The following is a 26,166-nucleotide window of genomic DNA, read 5'->3' on the forward strand; positions in this document are numbered from 1 at the left end:
ACGAGGAGAGAAATCGATGTCCGATGCGTCCCATGAGCTTTCGGTGACCCGATTCATAGCCGCGACTCCTGCCAAGGTCTGGGAAGTCATGGCCGAACGGCAGGAAGAATGGTGGTGCCCCAGGCCCTGGCGCGCGGAAGTGGACGAGCAGGACCGCCGCCCCGGTGGCGCGTGCCGCATGACCATGTACGGCCCGGGCGGCGAAGTCGCTCCGCAGGACGGCATCTACCTCGCCTATGACGAGGGCCGCCGCTTCGTAACGACCGATGCCGTCGTCGGCGATTTCGAGCCGGCCGGCCCCTTCATGATCGGCATATGGGAAATCGCGCCCGAAGCGGACGGTACCCGCTATACCGCCAAGGCCCGACACTGGAGCGAGGAAACCCGCCGCAGTCACGAGGAAATGGGCTTTGTCGACGGCTGGAATGCCTGCGCGGCACAACTCGCCGAGATCTGCGAAGCGGAGGCCGGTTAACCCCGAGCCCGCTCTTTCGCGTTCCAGTGGCAGGCCGTCGAAACGCCCGCCTTCGCAGGGATGGCGGGATGGTCGTGGCCTGATTGCCCTTACGCGAAAGCGGCCGCCCGGCGCAGCAGCTGATAGGCCTCTACCACGACCTGAAGACGCGCCTCGTGACCGCGATCACCGCCGTTATGGTCGGGATGGTACTTGCGCAGCAAGCTCGTGTAGCGTTGGCGCAGGCCTCTGCGGTCGATTTCCGCGTCCAGCCCGAGCACGTCGAGCGCGCGCCGTTCGTCCGGCGTGAAACGGTGGTTCTGCGGGCCCATGCCTGCCTGACGGCGCCGCACGTGCGCGCGGGCCCTGCCGCTGATCGCCTCGAGCGGATCGGCAAAGTCGGCCCAGCGCGGCACGCCGTCCACCCCGGCGTCGGGCCGGAAGGCGCGGGTATGGGTTTCCCAGCCGTGCAAGGGAGACTGGGCGCGCAGGATTTCCTCCGCCTCCATGCCCTCGAAGTAGTCGTAGCCCGCGTTGAATTGCCGCACGTGTTCGAGGCAGAACCAGCGGTAGTCTCCGGGCCCGTCGAAGCCGGAGGGCCGTGCCCCCGGAGCCCGGAATTCGCCTGACTGCTCGCACCCGGGCCAGCTGCATTCGCGACCCGCGGTTTCGTGTCTTCCATGAAATCTGCTGTACTTCACCCGCTTCAAGATGGACTCAGATGCGCCTAAATGGAAGACATGAACGGATCGATAGCACAGGAAATGCGGCAACTGCTCACAGCGGCCTTTGCCCCCACACAGCTGGAAATCATCAACGATTCCGCCAGTCACAGCGGTCATCTGGGCGATGATGGCAGCGGCGAATCGCACTTCACGATCCTGATCGAGAGCGAAAGGTTCGCAGGCGCTTCGCGCCTGCAGCGCCAGCGCCTCGTCAATGCGGCGCTGGGCGATATCCCGGGTCAACGTGTCCATGCGCTGGCGATCAAGGCCCGCGCGCCGGGCGAATAAACCTAGGCGGGGAACCACTCCACCCATGCGCCATGCGCATGGACCTCGCCCAGCAGGGCCTCCTCGCCACCGCCGGGCCAGTGCCGCACGCGAATCTCGTGGCGGAAGGTCCGGCGGTTGGTCTCCACCCTGATCCAGGCCAGTGGCCGCTCGGCGCTCGCTTCCTTCCCTGCCCGCTCCATGACCTGCTCGATCAGGGTGCGCGATACGGGCGGCAGATACTGCCAGACGATGGTATGGAACAGCACCCGCGCGACCCCTGCGTCCTGCGGCGCGGCCAGCATGCGGGTCACGAAATCGGCGGCATCGGCGCGCTCGACCGAGGGCTTGCGCTCGACAGCGAGTGCCTGCGCCGCATCGATCCGCTCCAGCCTTTCGTGCATCTCCGCCCAGACGTAGCTCTTGAGGCGCAGCGCCTGCACGGGATCGGTCAGGTCGATCGGGGCAATGTCGCAGCCGCGGATCGAGGTGATTTCGACATCGGCCTGTGGCGGCATTGCGCCGCGCCATTCGGGCGCAATGTGCATCGGCGAAGTGCGACCGCCCACCCTCACTCCGCCCAGATCGAACGAAAAGCGGTCAAGCATCGTGTTGATGCCCGCGCTCGATCCCAGCTCCATGAGCGCAAAGCGCGGTCCGATCCGATCCGAAAGCCACAGCAGCGCGCCCATGACGCCCGCCGATCGCCCTGCTTCGTTGGTCTGCGGAGGACCATCGAACCAGGGCAAGAGCTGCGCATCGTGGTCCTGCGCCACTGCCAGCACGATCGCATCCACCTCGCCCTGAACCGTGGTTTCGCCACGATAGACCGGGCCAAGGCGCATTTCGGCGCCGGTCAGGTGGAGGTTGTGAAATCCCCCGGCAAGCCGCAGCGGCATGGCATCCTCGAGCGAGAGCCCTTCCCATTCACGCATGCGCCCGGCCACCGCGAGATCGGTGCCGAGCAGCGCCAGAAAGCCCAGAAGCAAGCGCCCGGTGCACGGCGCGCCATTGCGCATACAATGCTCCGCCTGCCAGCGGATCGCCCGCTCGACATCGGCAATGTCCATGATCGCGCCGTTTTCACCCTCCATCGCGTGTTGCCCTTTGCCGCTACCGCGCCTAAATGCGCGCCCTATGCCAAATCCGCTGACATTTGCCGTGCCCAAGGGCCGTATCCTCGACGAGGCGTTGCCGCTGATGGCGCGCGCCGGTGTGGTGCCCGATGCGGAGTTCCACGACAAGAAGTCGCGCGCGCTTTCTTTCGCCTGCGAAGGCAGTGACATGCGCCTCATCCGCGTGCGCGCTTTCGACGTCGCCACCTTCGTCGCACACGGCGCCGCGCAGGTTGGCATCGTCGGCTCCGACGTGGTCGAGGAATTCAACTATTCCGACCTCTACGCCCCGGTCGATCTCGACATCGGTCATTGCCGCCTCTCGGTCGCCGAGATGGCCGAAAAGGTCGGCGGACCGCTGCCCTCGCACCTGCGGATTGCCAGCAAGTACCCGAATCTCACCCGCCGCCACTTCGAGAAGCTGGGCGTGCAGGCCGAGGTCGTGAAGCTGAACGGCGCAATGGAACTCGCCCCGACGCTGGGACTGTCGAGCCGCATCGTCGATCTCGTCTCAACGGGACGTACCCTCAAGGAAAACGGCCTGGTCGAAACCAGCCGCATCCTTGACATCTCCGCGCGCCTGATCGTCAACCGTGCTGCCCTGAAGACCGACGAGCGTGTCGCCGCACTGGTCGAGCGTTTCCGCGCCCTCGTTGCCGAAGACGCCGGGGCTGCCGCCTGATGCTGCGCCTTTCGACAAGCGATGAAGGCTTCGCCGAGGCCTTCCGGCGCGTCGTGGCCGACCGCCGCGAAAGTGCGGTCGACGTCGCAAAGGATGTCGCCGATATCCTCGCAGCCGTGCGCGAACGTGGCGACGGCGCGCTGGCCGACTACACGCAGCGCTTCGACGGTCACGATCTGAACCAGAGCGGCTGGCAGGTCGATGCCGAAACCTGCCGTCAGGCCTTCGAAGCGCTCAAGCCGGAGCTGCGCGAAGCGCTCGAACTGGCTGCGACCCGCATCCGCGCCTATCACGAGGCCCAGCTTCCCGAAGATCGCGACTATACCGACGCGGCCGGCGTGCGCCTTGGTGCAACCTGGCGCGCGGTCGATGCCGCAGGCCTCTACGTTCCCGGTGGACGCGCGGCCTATCCTTCCTCGATGCTGATGAACGCGATCCCCGCCAAGGTCGCGGGTGTCGAGCGTCTGGTCGTCGTCACGCCCACGCCCAAGGGTGAAGTCAACGCGCTGGTGCTCGCCGCCGCGCATCTTGCCGGCGTGGACGAAGTCTGGCGGGTGGGCGGCGCCCATGCCGTTGGCGCGCTGGCCTATGGCACGGAGCGGATCGCCCCTGTCGACGTGATCACCGGCCCGGGCAATGCCTGGGTCGCCGAAGCCAAGCGCCAGCTTTACGGCGTCGTCGGCATCGACATGGTCGCAGGGCCGAGCGAAATCCTCGTGATTGCCGACGCAAAGAACGAACCGCGCCGGATCGCCGCCGACCTGCTGAGCCAGGCCGAGCACGACCCGACCTCGCAGTCGATCCTGATTACCGACGACACTGCCTTCGCCGATGCCGTCGCTGCGGCAGTCGAAACCGAACTGGCGGCGCTCGCGACCGAGCAGACCGCCCGCACCAGTTGGAGCGACAACGGCGTGATCGTCGTCGTAGGCAGCTTCGACGAGGCACCTGCACTCGCCAACGCGCTGGCCGCCGAACACGTCGAGATCGCCACCGACGATCCCGAGGCACTGATGAAGCAGATCCGCCATGCCGGTTCCGTATTCCTCGGCCGCATGACGCCCGAAGCGGTCGGCGATTATGTCGCCGGGCCCAATCACGTACTGCCCACCGGACGGCGCGCACGATTCTCTTCGGGCCTATCGGTCCTCGATTTCATGAAGCGTACCAGCTTCATCCAGCTCGACCTGGCGGCGCTCGAGGCCATTGGCCCCGCCGCCGTCGCCCTTGCCGATGCGGAAGGGCTCCCTGCGCATGCGCGCTCGATTCAAGTAAGGCTTGGCCAATGACCGCCCGTAACAAAGCCCGTGCCGCCGCCCGCCTCGCCGCGGTGCAGGCACTCTACCAGCATGACATGGAGGCGACTCCGCAGGCTTCGCTGCTCGACGAATTCCACCGCCATCGCCTTGGCATGGAAATCGACGAGGACCAGTACGCCAAGGCCGAGACCGCCTTCTTCGACGACGTCGTGAAGGGTGTGATCGCCCGCCGCGACGAGATCGACGAGATCCTCACCGGCAAGCTGGCCGAAGGCTGGTCGCTCGCCCGCCTCGACAAGACCATGCTCCAGATCCTGCGCTGCGGCGCATGGGAGCTGATGGCCCGCGCCGACGTGCCGACCGGCGCCGCGATAAGCGAATACGTCGATGTCGCCCATGCCTTTTTCGAGGCGCGCGAGGCAAAGTTCGTCAACGGCGTGCTCGATTCGGTGGCCAAGGCGGTTCGCTGAACCCTCGACAGGATCGCCGATCATCGCCATGCTTCTGGCGTGACAAGCGAATTTGCCTTCATCGAAGCGCTGCGCGCGATTGCCACCGATCCGGCCGCGCGCGGGCTCGACGACGATGCTGCCGTCATCGAAATCGGCGGAGAAAGACTGGTCCTGACCATGGACACCATGGTCGATTCGGTGCATTTCCTGCCCGACGATCCGCCGGCCGACGTCGCGTGGAAGCTGGTCGCCGTCAACGTTTCAGACCTTGCCGCGAAAGGCGCAGAGCCACTTGGCTGCCTATTTTCCCATGCACTTGGCGAAGATGGCTGGGACACTGCGTTCCTTGCCGGTCTCAAGGCCGCTGCCGAACATTTCGCAATTCCCCTGCTTGGCGGCGACACGGTGCGCATGCCCGAAGGCGCGCCGCGCAGTTTCTCGCTGACCGCCCTGGGACGTGGGCCCCGTGACTGCCCGGTTCCCTCGCGTTCGGGCGCGCAGCCGGGCGACCGGGTGTGGGTCAGCGGTACGATCGGCGATTCAGGTCTGGGCCTCGCAGTTCTGAACGGGACGCTCAAGAGCGACGCGGTCGTTCCCGAGCATGCACGCTGGCTGGGCGAACGTTACCGCCGCCCCGCTCCCGTCCCCGCGCTGGGCATGGCGCTTGCCTCGATGGTCAATGCGATGATGGACATTTCCGACGGCCTGCTCGTCGATGCGCGGCGCATGGCCGATGCCAGCGCGGCGCGGATTGTGCTGGGCCTCGAAAGCGTACCGCTCTCGCGGGCCTTGCGCGAAACCTCCGGACAGGACCGCGCGGCCCGTCTCGCCGCGGTCACGGCCGGGGACGACTACTGCCTGCTGTTCACCGCACCGCCGGAAAGAACGGCCCGAATTCGCGAACTGGCAGCGGGCCTGGGCTGCGAGGTGAACGCGGTGGGCATCGTCGTGAAAGGCGATGGACTGACGCTCATGCACGACGACCAGCCAGTCCCCCTGCCCGATCGTCTCGGCTACCAGCACTGACATTCCGGCCCGCTGCAAGTCGATGAACAGTCCGCAAGCGACTGGAACAAGGCGCTTGCCAGTATCGAGGCTTGTCTATAGCCCTTGCCACTTCGAGCGGGAAAACTCGCCGAAATAAAGGAACTCTTTGGGAAGGGGGCGTTCTGTGAGTCTAGTCACGATCGCAATAGGCCTCGGACTTCTGGCCATTATCTATGGCCTGGAGACCAGTAGGCAAGTGCTGGTCAATTCGACCGGCAACGAAAAGATGCAGGAAATCGCAGCAGCCATTCAGGAAGGCGCACAGGCCTACCTGAAGCGGCAATATTCCACGATCGCACTGGTCGGCATCGTCGTCGCGATAATCATCGCGGTTACGCTGGGCACGATTTCGGCCGTAGCCTTCGTCGTCGGCGCCGTCCTGTCGGGCGTAGCCGGTTTCGTCGGCATGAACATTTCCGTCCGCGCCAACGTGCGTACCGCCGCTGCAGCCCAGGAAGGATTGCAACAGGGGCTGACACTGGCTTTCCGCGCCGGCGCGATTACCGGCCTGCTTGTGGCGGGCCTGGCCCTGCTCGCGATTTCGGTCCTGTTCTGGTACCTGACCGGACCGGCCGGATTTGGTGTCGGCGGCGAAGACCGCACCGTCGTACAGGCGCTGACCGCCCTGGCCTTCGGCGCTTCGCTGATCTCGATCTTCGCACGCCTTGGCGGCGGCATCTTCACCAAGGCCGCGGATGTCGGCGCCGACCTTGTCGGCAAGGTCGAGGCCGGAATTCCCGAAGACGATCCACGCAACCCTGCCGTGATCGCCGACAACGTGGGCGACAACGTGGGCGATTGCGCCGGCATGGCCGCCGACCTGTTCGAGACTTATGTCGTTACCGTCGGCGCGACGATGATCCTCACCGCGCTGCTCATGAAGAACCTCGGCGAAGTGCTCATCCAGATGATGTCGCTGCCGCTTCTGATCGGCGGTGTGTGCATCGTAACGTCGATCATCGGCACCTATTTCGTCCGCCTTGGCAAGTCGAACAACATCATGGGCGCCATGTACAAGGGCTTCCTGGTCACCGCCGTCCTGTCGGTTCCGGCGATCTGGTGGTCGATCAGCTTTGCCCTCGGCAGCATGGAAGCCCCGATCGGCGATGCCGACTTCAACGGCCGCTCGCTGTTCTACTGCGCGCTGCTGGGTCTCGTCATCACCGGCCTCATCATCTGGATAACCGAGTACTACACCGGCACGAACTTCCGGCCGGTCAGGTCGATTGCCAAGGCGTCGGTCACCGGTCACGGCACCAACGTGATCCAGGGCCTTGCCGTCAGCCTTGAGGCAACTGCCCTGCCGACCATCGTCATCGTCGCCGGCATCATCATGGCTCACCAGCTCGCGGGCCTGCTCGGGATTGCCTATGCAGCCACCGCAATGCTGGCGCTGGCCGGCATGGTCGTGGCGCTCGATGCCTATGGTCCGGTCACCGACAATGCCGGCGGCATTGCCGAAATGGCCGGTATGGACGACGAGGTCCGCGAAAAGACCGACGCGCTCGATGCCGTAGGCAACACCACCAAGGCCGTTACCAAGGGTTATGCCATCGGCTCGGCTGGCCTCGCCGCACTGGTGCTCTTCGCCGCCTATACGACCGACTTGCGGGAGTTCTTCCCGGGGCTGACCGTCAACTTCAGTCTCGAGAACCCCTACGTCATCGTCGGCCTGCTGCTCGGCGCGCTCCTGCCCTATCTCTTCGGAGCCATGGGCATGACCGCGGTGGGCCGCGCGGCGGGTGACGTCGTCGTCGACGTGCGCGACCAGTTCGCCAAGAACAAGGGCATCATGGAGGGTACTTCGAAGCCCGACTATGCCCGCACGGTCGATCTCGTCACCAAGGCGGCGATCAAGGAGATGATCGTCCCCTCGCTGCTGCCGGTGCTGGCGCCGATCGTGGTCTACTACGTGATCACGGCGGTGGCCGGGAGCGAGAACGGCTTTGCCGCTCTGGGCGCACTGCTTCTGGGCGTGATCGTCGGCGGCCTGTTCGTCGCACTCTCGATGACCTCGGGCGGCGGCGCATGGGACAATGCCAAGAAGTACATCGAGGACGGCAACTACGGCGGCAAGGGCTCCGAAGCCCACAAGGCCGCCGTCACCGGCGACACCGTGGGCGATCCTTACAAGGATACTGCGGGGCCGGCCGTCAACCCGATGATCAAGATCACGAACATCGTGGCATTGCTGCTGCTGGCAGCGCTCGCCGCGGGATAGAATTTACCACACGACGGTAAGACTGCGGGTCTGCCGGGACATCCGGCAGGCCCGTTTTTCTGTCCGCTTCCCGGCACAGCAGGGTGAATGGCCATCGTTAGCAATTCCTTGAAGGAAAACCGTTAGGTCGACCTGAAGAAATCCCTGCTCGCTTGAAGTGGAAGTTCAGGACAGTGGCCAGCCTGCCCAAGGAGGAACGCACGCGCCCGGTCTCGGCGACCGAAACCGCATACCTGCATCCCGATGCCGGAACGCTGAACTGCATCGACTGGCGCGACCTGGAGCGCGAGATCGCAGCTTGGGAAGGCCTTGCGCGCGAAGCCAGCGAACCCAATCCCTTCTTCGAAAGCTGGTATCTGCTGCCGGCGCTGCGGCATTTGCCCGGCAGCGATCAGGTCGGCATACTGCGCTTCGAGCGCGGCGGCCGCCTCACGGGGCTCCTGCCGGTCCTGCGTGAGAAACGCTACTATCGCTGGCCGGTCCCCCAGATCTCAAGCTGGCTGCACGCCAACTGCTTTTGCGGCGCACCGCTGGTCGCACGGGGAAGCGAGCGCGAATTCTGGCGAGCCATGCTCGAATGGGCCGATCGCAGCCCCGGTGCAGCCCTGTTCATGCACTTGCGCGCCATGCCGCTCGGTACGCCGCTGCACCGTGCCCTCGAAGACGAACTGACCCAGCAGAACCGGCAGGTCGAACTCGTTCACCTCGAACATCGGGCGATGCTGGCATCCAATCTGGCACCCCAGGCCTATCTCGATGCGTCGCTTTCCACCAAGAAGCGCAAGGAGCTGCGCCGTCAGGCCAAGCGCCTCGCCGACGAAGGCGAACTCGCCGTGATCCGCCAAGGCGATGCCGAAGGGATCGCGGCATGGTGCGATGCCTTCCTCTCGCTCGAAACGTCTGGCTGGAAGGGCAAGGCCGGCTCTGCCCTAGCCTGCGATCCGGCGACGCAAGCACTGTTCCGTGAAAGCCTGGAGGGTGCTGCGTCTTGCGCTAGGCTGGAGCGGCTGACGCTGACGCTCGACGGCAGACCGCTGGCGATGCTGGCCACGTTCCTCGCTCCGCCGGGGGCCTTCTCGTACAAGACCGCCTTCGATGAAGCCTACGCGCGCTTCTCGCCCGGTGTGCTGCTGCAGCGGGAGAACCTGGAGATGCTCGCGCGACAGGACATCGACTGGACGGACAGTTGCGCCGCCGCCGACCATCCGATGATCGACCACTTCTGGCGCGAGCGCCGTCCGGTCGGGCGTCTCTCCATTGCGATCGGCGGACGCCTGCGCCGCGCCGCCTTCCGCCAATTCGTGCGCGCCGAAACCGCACGCAATCCGTCAGGAACATCTTCATGAGCGTCTTCCCGCCCAGCGTCCGCGCGACTTTTGCGTCCAATTACCCGGAGATCCCGCACAAACTGGTCCATGCACTCGGAGACCACCCGCTGATGGAACTCGGGGCGCTCGCCGACCTTGCCGAATCGCTGCCGCAAGCTTCGATCGAGTACAACGCAGGCAACCAGCCCATCGGCATAGACGGCAAACCCGAGGCGACCGGAATACCTATCGGCGAGACAATCCGCACGATCGTGACGAGCAATTCCTGGGCCGCGCTCAAGAACATCGAGCAGCATCCTGCCTACGCCGCCCTGCTGGAGGAATTGCTGGGCGAACTGCGCCCGCAGATCGAGGCGAAGACCGGACGCATGCTCAGGACACAGGGCTTCATCTTCGTGACCTCGGCAGGCGGCGTGACGCCCTATCACTTCGATCCGGAGCACAATATCCTGCTGCAGGTGCGCGGTTCCAAGGTCATGACCCAGTTTCCCGCCGGGGACGCCCGCTATGCGCCGGACGAGGTGCACGAAACCTATCACACCGGCGGGGGGCGTGAATTGCGCTGGAGCAGCGACCTGATCTCGGGAGGCCGGGAATTCGCGATCACCGCGGGCGAAGCGCTGTTCGTGCCGGTGATGGCGCCACATTTCGTCCGGAATGGACCGGAGCCTTCGGTCTCGCTGTCGATTACCTGGCGCTCCGAATGGAGTTTCGCCGAAGCCGATGCCCGTGCCTTCAATGGCTTGCTGCGCAAGTACGGTCTGAGGCCCCGCTGCCCGGGACGCTGGCCCGCCCGTAATCTGGCCAAGGCCTATGGCTGGAGAGTGGCGCGCAAGTTGGGCGCGCGATAACGCCTACCAATTAATAACCGTTCGCAGAAACGGTATGCCCCCTGCACAAGTTCGTGGCCACCTGCTAGAAGATTTCGGGGAGCACAGGGGTGTACCATGTCCGAAGTTAGCAGTTTCAATCAGGTCGAGCCTTTCCCTCAGGCATCGAGAGCAAACTCTATTGCCGAAGAGCTTGGCAAATTACTTGAAGTACTGAAATCTGAATTTCCCAAGGCCATCAAGGTCTTCTTCGAATTCGACGGCAAGCTGAAGTTACATATCGACGTGCGCACGGGCGAAGAAGTCTCCACCGCCTCGGCTCGGCTGGGCAGCCTGTGCGGCGGGATCTTCGTGAACATCCATAACGGAGCGACTCCGCACCACCCCTTCTTCCACCGCGTGACGGCCGAAGTGCACCGCTGACGGAAATTTCCCGGTTCAACCGTTCGGGTGATAGAAGTCGTAGATCGTCTGCGCGACGGCCTTGCTGACACCCGGCGCCCTCTGCAGGTCTTCCAGGCTGGCCGCCCGCACTTTCCCCGCCGTACCGAAATGCAGGAGCAGCGCCCGCTTGCGCGCGGGGCCGATGCCCGGGATTTCGTCTAGCGGACTGGCTGAAATGGCGCGGCTGCGCTTTGCCCGATGCGCGCCGATCGCATAGCGGTGGACCTCATCGCGCAGGCGCTGCAAATGAAACAGCAGCGGCGAATTGACCGGCAGCATCTTTTCGCGGCCATCGGGAAAATGGAACACCTCTCGCCCCTCGCGGCCGTGGTGCGGCCCCTTGGCAATGGCGACAAGCGGCACATCCTCGATGCCCAGTTCCTCAAGCGCGTCCTTGACCGAACTCATCTGTCCCTTGCCGCCGTCGATCAGCACCAGATCGGGCCAGGTCCCGCTTTCGCGCTCGGGATCTTCCTCTTGCGCTCGGCCGAAGCGACGGGTCATCACCTCGCGCATCATTGCATAGTCGTCGTCGGTCTGGGCCGACTTGATATTGAACTTGCGGTACTGGTTCTTGAGGAAGCCCTCGGGCCCGGCAACGACCATCGCGCCCAGCGCCTTGGTGCCCTGAATGTGGCTGTTGTCGTAGACTTCGATGCGCTGCGGCACGTCCGGCAGTTCGAGGAACTCTGCCAGTTCGCGCAGGATCTTCGCCTGCGTGCCCCGCTCGGCAAGGCGACGGTCGAGCGCCTCTTCCGCATTGCGATGGGCCTGCGCCATCAGTCTCTTGCGATTGCCGCGCTGGGGAACGGAGATCTCGACCCTGCCGCCCGCCAGTTCGCGGAAGGCTTCCGCCAGAAGGTCCGCCTCGGGCAATTCACGGTCGACGAGAATGGTGCGCGCTGGCGGCACTTCCTCATAGAACTGGGCAAGGAAGCTCTGCATGACTTCTTCTTCGGACAGCCCATCGGTGTGCGTGGGAAAGAAGGCCCGGTGCCCCCAGTTCTGGCCGCCGCGGATGAAGAAGGCCTGCACCCCGACATGGCCACCCTTGTTCGCCATCGCGAAGATATCGGCGTTGTCGAGCCCTTCCGCATTGATCGCCTGGCTACCCTGGATGAACGTGGCGGCGCGCAACCTGTCGCGCAGCATGGCCGCGCGTTCGAAGTCCAGCGCTTCTGCCGCCTCAGCCATCTGCGATTCGATCTTGCGCTGCACCGCGTTCGACTTGCCGCCAAGGAAGTCCTTCGCTTCCTGCACCAGTTCGGCATAGCCCGCCTCGTCGATCCGGTCGACGCATGGGGCCGAACAGCGCTTGATCTGGTAGAGGAGGCAGGGCCGTTCGCGCCGGGAAAAGAAGCTGTCGGTGCAACTGCGCAGCAGGAACAGTTTCTGCAGCGCATTGATCGTCGTGTTCACCGATCCCGCGCTGGCGAAGGGGCCATAGTAATTGCCCTTGGCCTTGCGCGCGCCGCGATGCTTCATGATCCGCGGAAAGGCGTGGTCCGCGCGCAGCAGAATGAACGGGAACGATTTGTCGTCGCGCAGCAGCACGTTGTAGGCCGGACGAAAGCGCTTGATCAGCTGCGCCTCGAGCAGCAGCGCCTCGGCCTCGGAATTGGTCGTGACGATCGTCATCGACCGGGTCTGGCTGACCATGCGCTGCAAACGGCTGGGCAGCCTTTCCCACTGCACGTAGTTGGCCACGCGGTTCTTGAGTGCGCGCGCCTTGCCGACATAGAGCACTTCGCCGCGCGCATCCTGCATGCGATAGACACCCGGCTTGTGCGGCAGGGTGCGCACCGTGTCGCGGATCACTTCGGCACCGGCCTGCAGGTCGGGCTTGTCCGACCCGCGCACGGTCGTCGCCGCCCGCTCCTCGTTGAAGCGTTCGAGGCCCTTGGGGTGATCGGGTGTTCCGGCTGGTGTTCGCGCCATGCCCGCCAGATAGGACATGGTGCGCAGGAGCGGTAGACCCGCGCACCATGTCTTCCTCAACTGAAGCGGCGGTTCAAAACATCTTGCGGAAATCGATGCCCACGACACGGCCCTGCGGCTGGCGGTAGGCCGCCTGATAGGCCAGCGGCACAAGGCCGTTCTCGTCCGTCACCTTTTGGCGCGAGTCGAGCAGGTTGTCGGCGGTCAATGCGATGCGCGCACCCTTGAAGAACGGGGCCTTGGCGACAAGGTTCTCCATGCGCCCAAGGTCGACAAAAAGCCGCGCGTCGAGGATGAAGGTGCTGCCGAAACGCAAGTCGGAGCTGCTGGGAAGACCGCTGCCGTTGACCTTGGCCGGAGCATTCCACTCGCCCTTGAGGCGCAGGCCGTAGCCGTTCTTGAACAGGCCGCCCTCCATCTCGATCGAATGACGCGGCACGCCGCCTGCGCTGATCGCATCGCCGGCCAGTTCGTCCAGTTCCGGAACGCCCGGGGCGATGCGCACCCGGTCGACGAACCGCCAGGTGTGATAGACCGAGAGGTTCCAGCGCCCGCCACCCGGAGGACCGAAGCCCGAGCGTTGGCTGCCGCCACCGCCGGAGGACGATTCGCCGGACTGCTTCTTCTCCGCGGGCGCTGCGCCCGCTGGCGCGGCTCCTTGCGGAGGGGCACCGTTACTGCTGCACACCCGCTCGCGCATGGCGGCCAGGCGCGCCTTGTCCACCTGCCCATCGGGCCCCTTGAGCCGTTCGAGCATCGGTTCGGGCAGCTTCGAAAGATCGGGCTCGGAGCCACCGTCGGTGCAGACCGCCTGACGCAGCCTCGCGAAGCGCTCGGGATCGAAGCCGCCGGGAGCCCACGGAGCTTCGGCCGAACAGACCCGCTGCTTCATCCTCTCGAGCTTTTCGGGATCGACCTTGCCGTCCGCGCCCACCAGGCGTTCGCGCATCCGCTCAGGCATGGCCGAGAGATCGGGCGATGCGCCCTCGCCCGCCGGTGCGCAAAGGCTCTTGCGCATGGCCTCGAAGCGCGAGGGATCGAAGCCGCCCCCCCCGGTAGGCGGAGGGCCGCCAGACAGCCCCGGCGGCGCAGGCACTTCGCTTCGCACCGGGGGCGCCGCGCGCGTTGGCCGGCCGCCCCCGCCACTGCCCGAAGCGCTGTCACTGCCCAGTTTGCCGGAAATATTGAAACCCCAGCGCATGCTCGAGGTCGACACCTCGTCGTAAGTGACCGCGCGCCGGTCGATGGCAATCAGGTTGCCAAAGGCGTCGCGCGTGACGCGTCCCGGGAACGCTGCTTCGATGGCGGGAGTCAGCAGCGGGAACGCCTTGGTGACGTCGCTGGACCGGTTGCGGAAGTATTCGACAATCAGGTTCGAACGATCGAGGAAGGGCAGCTGCCACGTCGCCGACAGCTTGATGTCGCGCTGCTTTTCCTTGACCAGATCGGGGTTGCCGCCGGTCGTGACCGTCACCAGCGAGGTCGTCGCATTGGTGAAGTCGTAGACCGAGACATTGTAGGTCACGATGTTCGGCGCGCCGAGTTGCGAGAGCGACGGCGCGGCATCCTCGACGAGATAGCTCGCCTGGAAGGAAAGCTTGTCGGTCGGGTTCCAGGTCAGCCCCAGGTTCCAGTTCTTCAGCGTACCGAAGTCGGAGAGGTGATCGATTCCGCCGCCCAGGTTGAGCGTAAAATCGCCGATGGCGCCGAGGAAATCCTCGGCTCGGCTGGTGAGCGGCAGGGCGAGGTTGATCCCGCCCGACACATCCGATCGCTTGAGCGTGAAGGCGCCGACATCGGTGCGGGTGTCTTCGCTGGTGGTGCGGTTGAAATCGAACCCGCCATTGAGCGTCAGGTTGGCATCGCCGGCGGGCATCCGAAACGGCCGCCCGGACAGGGTCGTCAGCGTGGCGAGCGCCAGCGCACGATTGCGCGCGACATCGACGCCCGCTCCTGGCACCGTGGGCAGCGCGCCGTCGATTGCCAGAGAGCCATCGGCCGCAGCGGCAACGAGGCCATCGGTATCGCGCCGCCTGTCCGTGCGCGTATTGGTGTCGGTGTAGCTGCCGTCCGCCGTGGTCGAGAACGTCCAGTCCCCGATCATCGTGTTGTAACCCAGCCCGCCTTCGAAGGTATCGATCACCGAACGGGTGGTCAGCGGATCGGGCAGCGTGCGGATCTCGCTGTCGCCGTTGTGGGTCAACATGACCGTGTCGAGGCCGGAAAGCGAGGTCGTCTGCTGATGCGTGTAGGCGCCATTGACGGTGATCGAGCCGTCGAGACCGCCCTCGCCGATGCCCTGCGTCATCGTGCCGTTCAACTCGAGCGTCGAATCGGCATCGGCAAGGCTGCGATAGCGTGCCGGTTGCGGATCGCCGGAAACGGTCGGCTGGCCGGATGCGCTCTGCCGGATCCTGCGCTCGGCCTCGGTCAGCATCGTCGTCTCGGTCAACTTCGCGGAGAAGTTGTACCGGCGCGGTCCCGATATCTTGAAGACACCGCCTTCCGCTTCGTAGTTGTCATAGCCACCGCGCGTCGGGACATTGTACTCGCCCGCGGCCATGATCGACGCGAAGTTGTCCTTCAGGATCATGTTGAGGACGCGCTGGTTGGCCGGATAGCCGAAGCGCAGGGCAACCTCTTCGGGCAGCACTTCCATGCGCCGGATGGCCTCGGGCGGGATTCGATGCAACTCGCGGAAGCTGGCGATGCGCTGACCGTTGACGAGAATCACCGGGCGTCCAGAGCCGCGCCCGCGCCCGCTGCCTGTCTGCGGCGAGATGGCCGCGATCAGGTCGGCGATCGAGTCGGCGCCGTAGGCCGCGATGTCTTCCTCGTCGAAAGTCTGGACCGGCTGGTTGGGGACTTCGACCTGCCCGCGAATACGCGGGGCGACAACGACGATCTCGCTCGAATTGACTTCGATCGCATCATCATCCTCATCGATGATCGTGGCAGGAGCCGTAACCTGTGCGAAGGCCAGGGAAGGCAGGGATGCACCCGTAATCAGGGGAAGCCAAATGTGGGAACGCAAACAAATTTCTCCGCCAAAATACGCCTTCCCCATCCCATCGCGCTCTTGCCGGGAGTGGATTCAAGCCGCAAGCCGCGGCCGGGTAACAATTTGTCGCAAGTAACTTGCGCGCGAATGAACAAGCGAGGCTTCCCTTTTTCGCGAGTCGTAGCTATGGCGCGCCGCACTGTTGCAGCAAAACTACGGATATTGATCGCCGATGGCGAAAGAAGAACTTCTCGAGATGCGCGGCCGCGTTGTGGAACTGCTTCCCAACGCCATGTTCCGCGTCGAACTGGAAAACGGTCACGAGATCCTTGGCCATACCGCCGGCAAGATGCGCAAGAACCGCATCCGCGTGCTGGTTGGCGACGAAGTTCTCGTCGAACTGACGCCCTATGACCTTACCAAGGGGCGCATCACCTATCGCTTCATGCCCGGTCGCGGTGGCCCCGGTCAGTACTGAGGCCCTGCCCGTCGCCGGGACGCAAGCCGGTGACACCCGTGCTCACAGCCCACGGCTGATCCTCGCTTCGGCCAGCCCGCGCCGGCGCGACCTGATCGCGCGCCTCGGCCTGGAGCCCGACGCCGTCATCGCTGCAGAGATCGACGAGACCCACGGACCGCGCGAATTGCCGCGCGTCTACGCCTGCCGCATGGCGCGCGAGAAGGCCATGGCCGTCGAGGCCGCCGACGCGCATGTGCTGGCCGGCGATACGGTCGTCGCCTGCGGACGGCGCATCCTGCCCAAGGCAGAAGACGAAAAGGCGGCGCGCGACTGCCTCGAACTGCTGTCCGGCCGGCGCCACCGCGTGCTCTCGGCGATCGCGCTCAAGGGACCTGACGGCACCTTGCGCGAGCGCGTGTCCGAAACGGTCGTGCGCTTCAAGCCGCTCAGCCGCGAAGAGATCGAACATTACATCGCCGGCGGCGAGTGGCACGGCAAGGCTGGTGGCTACGCAATCCAGGGCAGCGCCGAGGGCCTGATCGCGTGGATCGGCGGAAGCCACTCGGGCGTCGTCGGCCTGCCCCTTTTCGAAACCCGCGCGCTGCTCAAGGCGGCAGGATTCCCGATTGGCTGAGTGGCTCGTCGAGGAAGGGATCGGGGAAACCCGGGCAGTTCTCGTCGAGGCCGGGCAAGTACTGGCCGCAAGGCTTGAGTGGCCCGGCTCGCTGGCAGCGGGCGAAACGGCCGATGCCACTCTGATTTCCCGAAGGAGCGGTGCCAAACGAGGCACGGTGCGCTTTGCCAGCGGCGAAGAGGCCCTGATCGACGGGCTTCCCGCCAATGCCAGCGAAGGCGCCAGCGTGCGCGCAACGATCACCCGCGCGGCCATTGCCGAGACCGGCCGCCTCAAGCGCGCCCAGGCCCGTTTCACGGACCGACCCGCCCGCCCCGCCCCGTCGCTTGCACAACGTCTGCGCGAGGACGGCGCACCGGTGCGCGTGGTAAGTCGCTTCCCGGACGATCCCTGGCCCGAAATCATCTCCGAAGCACTCGACGGCCTCATCGCCTTCGACGGCGGCTCGATCGTCGTCAGCGCGACGCCCGCCATGACCCTGATCGACATCGACGGCGCGATGGCTCCGCGCATGCTTGCCCTCGCGGCCATTCCCGCCATCGCCACGGCCATCGGCCAGTTCGACCTCGCCGGTTCGATCGGCATCGACTTTCCCTCGCTGGAGCGCAAGGATGAGCGTCGCGACGTGGATGAAGCCCTTGCCGCTGCACTCGACCATTGGCCCCACCAGCGAACGGCGATGAACGGATTCGGTTTCGTCCAACTCGTGGCCCGGCTCGAACGCCCGTCGATTCTCCAGCGCGTGCGGCAGGAGCCTTGCGCAGCCAGCGCCAGACTGCTGCTGCGCCGCGCAGAGCAGGTCAGCGAACCCGGCGTGCTGCTGCTCAAGGCCCATCCACAGGTCTGCAACGCAATTGCGACTGCCTGGCAGGACGAACTGCAACGACGCACCGGGCGCCGGATTCGCATCGAACCGGACAGCAACCTTGCACTCGCCGGAGGATTCGCTCAGGCCGTGGCGTCATGACCCGTTCCGAACGCAAATGCCCGCTCTGTTCCAAACCCCGCACCGCCGAGCACAGCCCTTTCTGCTCGAAACGGTGCCGCGACCGCGACCTGTTGCAATGGCTGGACGATGGCTATGCCCTGCCCGGTCCGCCCAGCTTTTCGGATATTCCACAGGATGAATGAAAATTACTGAGCGATAGGGGGTTGCAAAGGTGCGCGAGCTTCGTCATAGGCCCGCCACCAACGCACGACGGGACGCAAACGCAACCGTCTCTGGCTTAGATGCCCGGGTAGCTCAGTTGGTAGAGCACATGACTGAAAATCATGGTGTCGGCGGTTCGATTCCGTCCCCGGGCACCACTCTTCTCCCCCAAGGGAACACAAGAGTGGCGCACTGACATAAGCCCCCGATCGATTATCACCCAAGATTGCACGCCTGCTCTGGACCCGCATGTCCGGTGCGCCCGCCCTTGCGAAATGTAATCGTCATTCGCATAGCTGTAAGAATTTGTCGCAATTGCGAAATGCAAGCTTGCGACGTCATCCGAATGAACGGATATCAAGGCCTTCTGATCATCAGACGGTGCTTGTCTTGAAACTTCTCCCCCCTGAGCCGGCGCGTGCCGGGCAGCTTCGACGTGGCATCATTGCAGCGATCACCCTGACGGCCCTTTCTGCCTGTTCCGGTGGAACGTCGCAGGATCGCGGCGCAAGAACGGCCACGGTCGGCTATGTCGTCGCCAGGCCGACCGACGTGCCAGTGGAAGTCGTGCTGGGAGGGCGCACAGTCGCCTACGAGACTTCGGAAGTGCGCCCCCAGGTTTCGGGCGTGATCAAGAAGCGCTATTTCACCGAAGGCAGCTTTGTCCGTGCCGGACAGCCCCTTTTTCAGATCGACCCCAGCCTCTACCGCGCCGCAGTCAACCAGTCCGAGGCCAACCTCGCCAGCGCCCGCGCCTCGGCCGATGCCGCTGCAGTGAAGGCCGAGCGCTACCGGCCGCTCGCCGACATGGAAGCCATCGCCAAGCAGGACTACACCGACGCTCTGGCCCAGGCCCGCGTCGCCAAGGCCGCCGTTGCGCAGAATGCCGCGGCGCTCGATACCGCGCGCATCAACTTGCGCTTCACGACCGTCCCCGCACCGATCAGCGGCCGCATCGGTCGTTCGCTGTTTACGGTCGGCGCCCTTGCCAGCGCGAGTCAGAGCGACCCGCTTGCGGTGATCCAGCGCACCGACCCGATCTTCGTCGACATGAAACAGTCCTCCACGGACCTGACCGCCTTGCGCCAGAAGCTGAGCCGGGGCGGTGCGCGCGCGGGCAGCGCGTCGGTTCGCCTCAAGCTGCAGGACGGAACGGACTATGGGGCAACCGGCACGGTCAAGTTCTCCGAAGTGACGGTCGACGAGGCGACCGGCACCGTGACCATTCGCGCCCAGTTCCCCAATTCCGAAGGCCTGCTGCTGCCGGGCATGTTCGTGAACGCCGTCTTCGACCAGTCCGTCGAGCAGAACGCCTACCTCGTGCCGCAAGCCGCAGTGCTGCGCGACTTCGACGGCAGCGCCTACGTCATGGTCGTAGGCAAGGATAACAAGGCGATGCGTCGCAAGGTCACCTCCGGACGCACGAGAGGCCAGTACTCGGTCATCACCGGGGGACTTTCCAGAGGCGACAAGGTCATCGTCGACGGGCTGAACGGTCTCAAGCAGGGAGCTGGGATCAAGCCGGTACCGGCCTCCACCCCGGAAAAGGTTGCTTCGCCCGCCAAGCCTTCCGGCAAGCAAGACTGACCGCGAATGTCCCGGATCTTCATCGACCGCCCGATCTTCGCCTGGGTGCTTGCGATCATCGTGATGCTTGGGGGCATCGGTGCGCTCGCACTCCTGCCCAACGAACAATACCCGGACATCGCGCCGACCGAAGTCAACATCCGCGCCACTTACCCGGGCGCTTCTGCCGAGACCGTCGAGAACAGCGTAACGCAGATCATCGAGCAGCAGCTTACCGGGATCGACGGCCTCCTCTATTTCAGTTCGCAGTCGACCAATCGCGGCCAGGGCACCATCACTGCAGTCTTCAGCAAGGGGACCGATCCGGACATCGCCCAGGTCCAGGTCCAGAACAAGGTGCAGACCGCGCTGTCCCGGCTGCCGCAATCGGTCCAGAACCAGGGCGTAAGGGTCACCAAGTCCAACCCGGACCAGTTGCTGGTTGTCGCGGTCTTTGACGAGACCGACACGCGTTCGAACCAGGACGTTTCCGACTACCTGACCTCCCACATCCAGGACCCGCTATCGCGCATCGAAGGCGTGGGTGACGTTCGCGTCTTCGGATCGCCGCACGCCATGCGCATCTGGCTCGATCCGGCACGGCTTGCCGCGGTCTCGCTCATGCCCAGCGACGTGATTACCGCAATCAGGGCCCAGAACACCGAAGTCGCGGCCGGCGAAGTGGGCGGCCTGCCCTCACCCGACGACCAGGCCATCGATGCCATCGTCACCGCCGGTTCGAGATTGCAGACCCCGGATCAGTTCCGCCGGATCGTCGTCAAGACGAAGACCGACGGCTCGACCGTGACCATCAGCGACGTCGCGAGGGTCGAAATCGGGGCAGAAAACTATTCCTCGGTCACCCGCGTCAACGGGCACCCCGGTGCCGGCATCTCGATTTCGCTGTCGCCCGGCGCCGACGCGCTGCAGACCGCAGAGCGCGTCAAGACGGCGATGACCGCCCTTTCGTCCGATTTGCCCGACGGCATGAACTACATCTACGCCAACGATTCCACGACCTTCATCAAGCTGTCGATCTCGGAAGTGGCGAAGGCCCTGTTCGAAGCCATCGTGCTGGTCGTGCTGGTGATGTTCGTCTTCCTGCAGAGCTGGCGCGCCACGCTCATTCCGGCCATCGCCGTCCCGGTCGTCCTGCTCGGCACCTTCGGGATCTTCTACCTCGCGGGCTTCTCCATCAACACCATGACCCTGTTCGGGCTGGTGCTGGCGATCGGCCTGCTGGTCGACGATGCCATCGTCGTGGTCGAAAACGTCGAGCGGCTCATGGAGGAAAATCCCGGCATGAGCGCACGCGAGGCGACCATCCTGTCGATGCAGGAAATCCAGGTGGCCCTCGTCGCGATTGCGCTGGTACTTTCGGCCGTGTTCCTGCCCATGGCCTTTTTCGGCGGCTCCACCGGCGTGATCTATCGCCAGTTCTCGCTGACGATCATCTCGGCCATGGTGCTCTCGGTGCTGGTCGCGCTGATCCTCAGCCCGGCCCTGACCTCCACCCTGCTCAAGCCCAGGAACGGCGACGACGCGCCGGCCTGGCTGGAAAGGCGCCTGCCCTCATTCGCGCGGTTTCTGGACAAGTTCCACAAGGGCTTCAACCGCACCGTCGAACACGGCACGGAGCGCTACGGCAGGGCCGTCGAGCGCGTCGTCGAGCAGAAATGGCGGTGGCTTGGTATCTTTGCGGTGGTCTGCGTCGCAACTTATGCCCTGTTCATCAGACTCCCCACCGGCTTCCTGCCCAACGAGGACCAGGGCTCGATCTTCGTGCAGTGGCGTCTGCCGGCCGGAACGCCGCGCTCGAAGACGGAGGAGGTACAGGATCAGGTCGAGAAGTATTTCCTCGGCGAGAACAAGGACCTCGTCTCCGGCATGCTCACGATCTCGGGCGGCGGGCTCGGGGCATCGGGCCAGAACACAGGCACCGGGTTCCTCAACCTGATCGACTGGGACGACCGGCCCGGCGACGAGAACACGGCGCAGGCCATCGTCGACCGCACCTCGGCAGCGTTCGGCGGCTTGCGCAATGCACAGGTTTTCGCGCTGGTGCCCGGATCGATCCGCGGTCTCGGCCAGAATTCCGGCTTCACCATGGAACTGCAGAACAATGGCGGGATGAGCCGGACCGATTTCGCCGCCGCGCGCGACAGGCTTCTGGCGCTGGCGAACAGCGATCCCCGCCTCGCCCAGGTTCGCCTCAGCGACTTGCCCGACGTCTCCACGCTCAAGGTCGATACGAACACGCAGGCGCTGAGCGCCTATGGCCTGTCGCAAAACGACGTGAACGCGACCCTGAGCACCGCCTGGGGCGGCGACTACGTCAACGATTTCCTCGACGAGGGTCGCATCAAGAAGGTCTATGTCCAGGGCGACGCGCAGTACCGCTCGCGCCCTGAAGACCTCAGCCAGTGGTTCGTGCGCGGTTCCAACGGGCAGATGGCGCCATTCTCGGCCTTCTCGAAAGTGAGCTGGTCGACTGCCCCCAGCAGCAGTTCGCGCTTCAACGGACTTCAGGCCTACGAGTTCTCGGGCACGCCCGCGCCCGGCGTCAGTTCTGGCACGGCGATGGACGTGATGGAGGAACTGGCCAGCCAGATCCCCGGCACGAGCGTGGCCTGGGCAGGTTCCTCCTACCAGGAGCGGCTCTCCACGGGTCAGGGGCCACTGCTCTACGGCCTTTCGCTGCTGGTCGTGTTCCTGTGCCTTGCCGCACTTTATGAAAGCTGGTCGATCCCGGTCGCGGTGATCCTGGTGATCCCGCTCGGTCTGCTGGGAGCGATCGTCTTCGTAACCCTGCGCGGCCTGGAAAACGACGTCTACCTGCAGATTGGCCTGCTCACCACGATGGGCCTTGCCGCGAAGAACGCGATCCTCATGATCGAGTTCGCCGAGCAGGCCGAACGGCAAGGCAAGCGCGTGATCGACGCCGCCCTCGAAGCGGCGCGGATTCGCCTGCGTCCGATCCTGATGACGAGCTTCGCCTTCATCTTCGGCGTGCTGCCGCTGGCACTGGCGACGGGTGCCGGCGCGAACAGCCGCGTGGCCATCGGCACCGCCGTCGTCGGCGGGATGCTGACCGCAACGATCCTGGCGATCTTCTACATCCCGCTGTTCTTCGTCCTTGTCCGGCGCGGCGTTCGCGACGGCCTGGCGGCAGCCCGGCGCAAGCTTGCCGAGCGACACTCAGAAGCGGGAGAAGGCGCATGATGCTCTCCTCCAGGGCACGCCTTGCCATCTTGCTCCCGGCCATGGCGCTGGGGGCCTGCTCGATGGCCCCGAAGTATGTCCAGCCCGACGCACCGGTGCCGGCTTCCTGGCCTGCGGGCGACGCATACCTCACGGAAAGCGAGGCTGCGCTTCCCCTCGTCTCCTACACCGGGATCTTTCGCGACGAGCGACTGCAGGCGCTGATCCGGCAGGCACTGGCCAACAACCGCGACTTGCGCGTGGCCGCCGCCAATGTCGCGGCAGCCCGTGCGCAAGTGCGTGTCGTGCGTTCAGACCAGTTCCCAGAACTCGGCGTGAGCGGCTCTGCGACTTATGCCGATCGGCAGGGCAGCAGCGGCGACGGCTGGTCCTATTCGGCGCAGGGCGGCGTCTCCAGCTTCGAACTGGACCTGTTCGGCAAGCTCGCCAATGCCACCGAAGCGCAGCGCAATGCGGCGCTGTCGACGGAATCGGCGGCACGGACCGTCCGGCTCGGCCTCGTCGCGGATCTTGCCCGCGCGTGGTCCACGTATGCGGCGGACAAGGACCTGCTGCGTATTGCACAGGAAACTGCAGCCAATGCTCAGCGCAGCGTGGAACTGACCGGTGCCCTGCTGAAGGCGGGCGTCGCTCCGCGCACGGATCTGCGGCAGGCCCAGCAGGTCCTCGAGACCGCGCGCGGGGACCTCGCTTCGCAGCAGACGGCGCTGGCGCAGGACATCAACGCCATCCGCCTGCTGGTCGGCGCCGACATCGACCGGACCATGCTTCCCGACACCATCGACCAGGTGAACGATAGTCTGGCCGTCCTGCCCGCCGGGACGAGTTCGCAAGTCCTGCTTCGTCGCCCCGACGTCATCGGTGCGGAATACGACCTGCGCGCCGCCAATGCCGACATCGGCGTGGCCCGCGCCCAGCTCTTTCCCTCGATCTCGCTGACCGGCCTGCTGGGATTTGCCAGCAAGTCGCTGTCGTCGCTGTTTACCGACGGGGCCTTTTCGGCGACCGGCGGCGGGAATGCCGGCTGGTCGATCTTCAACGCTGGCGGCAAGGGCGCGAACGTCGATGTCGCCAAGGCCCGGCGCGACGCAGCCCTCGCCACTTACGAAAAGACGATCCAGACCGCCTTCAGCGAAGTGGCCGACGCCCTGGCCGATCAGGGTACGCTGTCCGAGCGCCTGCGCTCTGCCCGGGCATTTACCGAGGCCGCCAACGATACGGCGAAATTGACCGAGGCCCGCTACAGACAGGGCATCGACAGTTATCTCGACAACCTCGATGCCCAGCGCAGCCTCTATTCGGCGCGCAAGACCGAAGTGGCTGTTCGGCTTGCCGTCGCTTCGAACCGGATCACGCTCTACCGCGTGCTGGGCGGCGACCAGGCAAGCGACGCTGCCGCTTCCGACTAGACCGGCACCTCTCGCGAACCGGACGAAGGACCGACAAGGTATCGCGCCGTCGAAAACTCGGCGAGCGAGCTTGACCTTGCGCCTTGCCGAAGCTCACCCTTGCACTGCGCGATTGTGTCAGTTCCACAAGGGGCGGCGCAGGGTGCGGGATCGAAGGGTACGGCAAGGAGCGGACGTGGCGACTGAAGCTGAAAAGACATCCGCGGACATTTCCAAGAATCCTTTCAGCGGCGAGAATATCGACCCCCGCCGCCAGATCGCCTTGAACTTGACCGTCATTGCCCGGCTCTTGCGCAACAATTTCGATCGCAAGGTCGCAACGCTCAACGTCACCCGATCGCAATGGACTCTGATCGCTGTCGTTTCCCGCAATCCCGGTGCCACGCAGCGGGTGATCGCCGAGCACCTGGAAATGTCGGAAGCCTCGGCGGGGCGCCTCATCGACAGGCTTTGCGCCGAGGGCCTGCTGATCCGGCGCGACCGCAAGGATGACCGCAGAGCCCGTGCCATCTACCTGACCGAAGCGGCCACCCCCTTGCTCGAACAGCTCCACCAGATCGCCACGGCCAGTGAAGACCGCATGTTCAGCCACTTCTCCGTCGAGGAGATCGATCAGCTCAAGGATTTCATGGCGCGCATCTACGAGAACGTCAGCCGCGGCTGAGACATAAGGTGCGCGCTAACCTCTCCGCGGAGCGCGCACTCTTCTTCGCATCCGCCAAAAGCTCTCCCGCCCCCTGACTTTTGCGCCGAAAAGCACTACATTCAGCCGAAAGCAGATAAAGATGCGGTGAGGATGTCGAGACCATGGTCGAGACCCGGCTGACAGTTGCTGCGTTATGTTCCGAGCCTGCTCATCAGGCCCGCCTCCTTTGGCGCGTACCGCCATCGTGCGCGCATTCCCCGATCTTTCGCCCACCCCGCCGTAACGGTCCCAAAGGCTGAGTAGATCAGATGAACATCGCACTCCTTCTCGAACGCGCGGCCGCATCCGCACCCGACCAAATCGGACTGGTCTGCAACGAGCGATCGTGGCGTTACGGAGACCTGCTCGATGCCGCGCGCGGCGCCTTCGAACTGATACAGGAGAGCGAAGCCGAGGCCGTCGCAATCATCGACGAGAACAACGAAGCCGCCGTCTTTGCGATGTTCGGCGCAGCCCTGGCAGGCGTGCCGTATTGCCCGCTCGACTGCGCACTGCCCGACGAGGTGCTGACCGCCGAACTGGAACGGCTCGTTCCCGCAATCGTCATCGGCGACGAGGAACGCGCTACGCGCATTGCCGGTGCGCAGGGACACATGATCCTTTCGCGCGAAGAATTCAGCCTCAAGGCGCAAGAGACTGTACCTGCCGACGATGCCCGCGAATACGATCCCGGCGAAGGCGTCGCCATCGAGATTTTCCAGCATGTCACCAACGGATCGCCCAAGGCGGAGATCTTCCGCCACGCCGAATTGCTGGAACATGTCTCCCGTGCACCGGCCACGCTCGCTTCTGACCAGCCGGGCGTCACCTTACTGGCTGTGCCTCCCCATGACGGTGCTGGCATTCTTGCCTTGCTCTGCTCCGTTCAGGCGCATCGCAAGGTGATCCTGCTGCCCGCCATCACCACCGAGAGATGGTTTGCCTTGGTGGAAACCCAGAGGGTTTCTCAGGCACTGGTGGTTCCGCCCCTGCTGGCGCGCATTGTCGAGGAGATGGAAGCGGGAATGGCGCGGGATCTCTCGACCCTGCGCGGCATCGCCTGCGCCGGAGCCGAGATCCCCCTGGAGATCATGCGAAGAGCACTTGAGCTGTTTCCCTCGACAGATTTCACCAGCGCCTGGGGCCGCGCAGGGCCACGCGACACGATCACCGCCCTTGCGCACGACTCGCTTGCCGGAGTCGAAGCAAAGCTGGCGCATTCCGAAGGGCCGATGCCCCGTATCGACATCCGACCGAGCTGACTGGCGCAAGCGGTT

23 protein-coding genes and 1 tRNA gene are annotated in these 26,166 nt (G+C 64.9%); 20 read left to right on the top strand and 4 right to left on the bottom strand.

The window, feature by feature from the left end; genetic code table 11:
* The first annotated feature begins 16 nt into the window (after nt 1-16).
* Nucleotides 17-475 carry an SRPBCC family protein gene (locus tag B5483_RS05275; RefSeq protein WP_079729659.1) on the top strand — a complete coding sequence of 153 codons (459 nt, stop codon included), beginning with the start codon at nt 17-19 and terminating at the stop codon, nt 473-475.
* Between the two features lie 89 nt (nt 476-564).
* Here the strand turns inward: B5483_RS05275 and B5483_RS05280 are convergent, their stop codons facing one another.
* The gene (locus B5483_RS05280) at nt 565-1,155 is read right to left on the bottom strand and encodes a J domain-containing protein (protein WP_079729660.1); all 591 of its coding nucleotides are present in this window, start codon (nt 1,153-1,155) and stop codon (nt 565-567) included.
* A gap of 39 nt (nt 1,156-1,194) precedes the next feature.
* On the opposite strand from B5483_RS05280, the gene B5483_RS05285 reads away from it, so the two are divergent.
* Entirely contained in the window at nt 1,195-1,467 is a 273-nt protein-coding gene (locus B5483_RS05285) for a BolA family protein (RefSeq protein WP_176167949.1), read from the top strand.
* 2 nt (nt 1,468-1,469) lie between these two features.
* Here B5483_RS05285 and B5483_RS05290 read toward each other — a convergent pair whose 3' ends face one another.
* Nucleotides 1,470-2,540: a DUF2332 domain-containing protein gene (locus tag B5483_RS05290; protein ID WP_079729662.1), complete on the bottom strand. Its 1,071-nt coding sequence runs from the start codon at nt 2,538-2,540 to the stop codon at nt 1,470-1,472.
* 43 nt (nt 2,541-2,583) lie between these two features.
* Between B5483_RS05290 and hisG the strand changes: the two genes are divergently transcribed.
* The 8 genes from hisG to B5483_RS05330 all read left to right on the top strand — a co-directional run bounded on the left by hisG (nt 2,584) and on the right by B5483_RS05330 (nt 10,803).
* Nucleotides 2,584-3,243, top strand: a complete 660-nt coding sequence (gene hisG, locus B5483_RS05295; protein WP_079729663.1) for an ATP phosphoribosyltransferase — start codon at nt 2,584-2,586, stop codon at nt 3,241-3,243.
* Complete coding sequence (gene hisD / locus B5483_RS05300; protein ID WP_079729664.1) at nt 3,243-4,532, top strand: histidinol dehydrogenase; 1,290 nt, start codon at nt 3,243-3,245, stop codon at nt 4,530-4,532. The genes hisG and hisD overlap by 1 nt, the downstream gene beginning before the upstream one ends.
* Nucleotides 4,529-4,972 (top strand): transcription antitermination factor NusB, encoded by a 444-nt coding sequence (nusB, locus tag B5483_RS05305; protein WP_007014975.1) that lies wholly within the window; start codon nt 4,529-4,531, stop codon nt 4,970-4,972. The genes hisD and nusB overlap by 4 nt, the downstream gene beginning before the upstream one ends.
* 39 nt (nt 4,973-5,011) lie before the next feature.
* Nucleotides 5,012-5,980 carry a thiamine-phosphate kinase gene (gene thiL / locus B5483_RS05310; protein ID WP_079729665.1) on the top strand — a complete coding sequence of 323 codons (969 nt, stop codon included), beginning with the start codon at nt 5,012-5,014 and terminating at the stop codon, nt 5,978-5,980.
* Nucleotides 5,981-6,125: 145 nt separating this feature from the next.
* A complete protein-coding gene (locus tag B5483_RS05315; protein ID WP_054944750.1) occupies nt 6,126-8,222 on the top strand; it encodes a sodium-translocating pyrophosphatase in 2,097 nt (698 codons plus the stop codon).
* Between the two features lie 152 nt (nt 8,223-8,374).
* On the top strand, nt 8,375-9,568 hold the full coding sequence (locus B5483_RS05320) for a GNAT family N-acetyltransferase (protein WP_245828819.1): 1,194 nt from the start codon (nt 8,375-8,377) through the stop codon (nt 9,566-9,568).
* On the top strand, nt 9,565-10,401 hold the full coding sequence (locus tag B5483_RS05325; RefSeq protein ID WP_054944752.1) for a cupin domain-containing protein: 837 nt from the start codon (nt 9,565-9,567) through the stop codon (nt 10,399-10,401). The genes B5483_RS05320 and B5483_RS05325 overlap by 4 nt, the downstream gene beginning before the upstream one ends.
* Nucleotides 10,402-10,497: 96 nt before the next feature.
* A complete protein-coding gene (locus B5483_RS05330) occupies nt 10,498-10,803 on the top strand; it encodes a hypothetical protein (RefSeq protein WP_054944753.1) in 306 nt (101 codons plus the stop codon).
* Between the two features lie 15 nt (nt 10,804-10,818).
* On the opposite strand, the gene uvrC is transcribed toward B5483_RS05330, so the two are convergent.
* Nucleotides 10,819-12,780: an excinuclease ABC subunit UvrC gene (uvrC, locus tag B5483_RS05335; protein WP_079729667.1), complete on the bottom strand. Its 1,962-nt coding sequence runs from the start codon at nt 12,778-12,780 to the stop codon at nt 10,819-10,821.
* Between the two features lie 55 nt (nt 12,781-12,835).
* On the bottom strand, nt 12,836-15,796 hold the full coding sequence (locus B5483_RS05340) for a TonB-dependent receptor (RefSeq protein WP_245828820.1): 2,961 nt from the start codon (nt 15,794-15,796) through the stop codon (nt 12,836-12,838).
* 199 nt (nt 15,797-15,995) lie between these two features.
* On the opposite strand from B5483_RS05340, the gene infA reads away from it, so the two are divergent.
* The 10 genes from infA to B5483_RS05390 all read left to right on the top strand — a co-directional run bounded on the left by infA (nt 15,996) and on the right by B5483_RS05390 (nt 26,151).
* Nucleotides 15,996-16,241: a translation initiation factor IF-1 gene (infA, locus tag B5483_RS05345; protein ID WP_007014967.1), complete on the top strand. Its 246-nt coding sequence runs from the start codon at nt 15,996-15,998 to the stop codon at nt 16,239-16,241.
* Nucleotides 16,222-16,857 (top strand): Maf family protein, encoded by a 636-nt coding sequence (locus tag B5483_RS05350; protein ID WP_245828821.1) that lies wholly within the window; start codon nt 16,222-16,224, stop codon nt 16,855-16,857. Before infA ends, B5483_RS05350 begins: the two co-directional genes overlap by 20 nt.
* Nucleotides 16,850-17,824, top strand: a complete 975-nt coding sequence (locus B5483_RS05355; protein ID WP_079729669.1) for a ribonuclease — start codon at nt 16,850-16,852, stop codon at nt 17,822-17,824. The genes B5483_RS05350 and B5483_RS05355 overlap by 8 nt, the downstream gene beginning before the upstream one ends.
* Complete coding sequence (yacG, locus tag B5483_RS05360; RefSeq protein WP_079729670.1) at nt 17,821-17,988, top strand: DNA gyrase inhibitor YacG; 168 nt, start codon at nt 17,821-17,823, stop codon at nt 17,986-17,988. Before B5483_RS05355 ends, yacG begins: the two co-directional genes overlap by 4 nt.
* A gap of 101 nt (nt 17,989-18,089) precedes the next feature.
* A tRNA-Phe gene (locus B5483_RS05365) sits at nt 18,090-18,165 on the top strand.
* A gap of 232 nt (nt 18,166-18,397) precedes the next feature.
* Complete coding sequence (locus B5483_RS05370; RefSeq protein ID WP_139383907.1) at nt 18,398-19,594, top strand: efflux RND transporter periplasmic adaptor subunit; 1,197 nt, start codon at nt 18,398-18,400, stop codon at nt 19,592-19,594.
* 6 nt (nt 19,595-19,600) lie between these two features.
* Nucleotides 19,601-22,795 carry an efflux RND transporter permease subunit gene (locus B5483_RS05375; RefSeq protein WP_079729671.1) on the top strand — a complete coding sequence of 1,065 codons (3,195 nt, stop codon included), beginning with the start codon at nt 19,601-19,603 and terminating at the stop codon, nt 22,793-22,795.
* Nucleotides 22,792-24,204 (top strand): efflux transporter outer membrane subunit, encoded by a 1,413-nt coding sequence (locus tag B5483_RS05380; RefSeq protein WP_079729672.1) that lies wholly within the window; start codon nt 22,792-22,794, stop codon nt 24,202-24,204. The genes B5483_RS05375 and B5483_RS05380 overlap by 4 nt, the downstream gene beginning before the upstream one ends.
* A 175-nt stretch (nt 24,205-24,379) precedes the next feature.
* Nucleotides 24,380-24,868, top strand: coding sequence for a MarR family winged helix-turn-helix transcriptional regulator (locus B5483_RS05385; RefSeq protein ID WP_079729673.1), 489 nt, complete (start codon nt 24,380-24,382; stop codon nt 24,866-24,868).
* A 290-nt stretch (nt 24,869-25,158) separates the two neighbouring features.
* Nucleotides 25,159-26,151, top strand: a complete 993-nt coding sequence (locus B5483_RS05390; protein ID WP_079729674.1) for an AMP-binding protein — start codon at nt 25,159-25,161, stop codon at nt 26,149-26,151.
* The last annotated feature ends 15 nt before the right edge of the window (nt 26,152-26,166 follow it).

Source organism: Novosphingobium mathurense, assembly GCF_900168325.1.
Classification (GTDB): Bacteria; Pseudomonadota; Alphaproteobacteria; order Sphingomonadales; family Sphingomonadaceae; genus Novosphingobium; species Novosphingobium mathurense.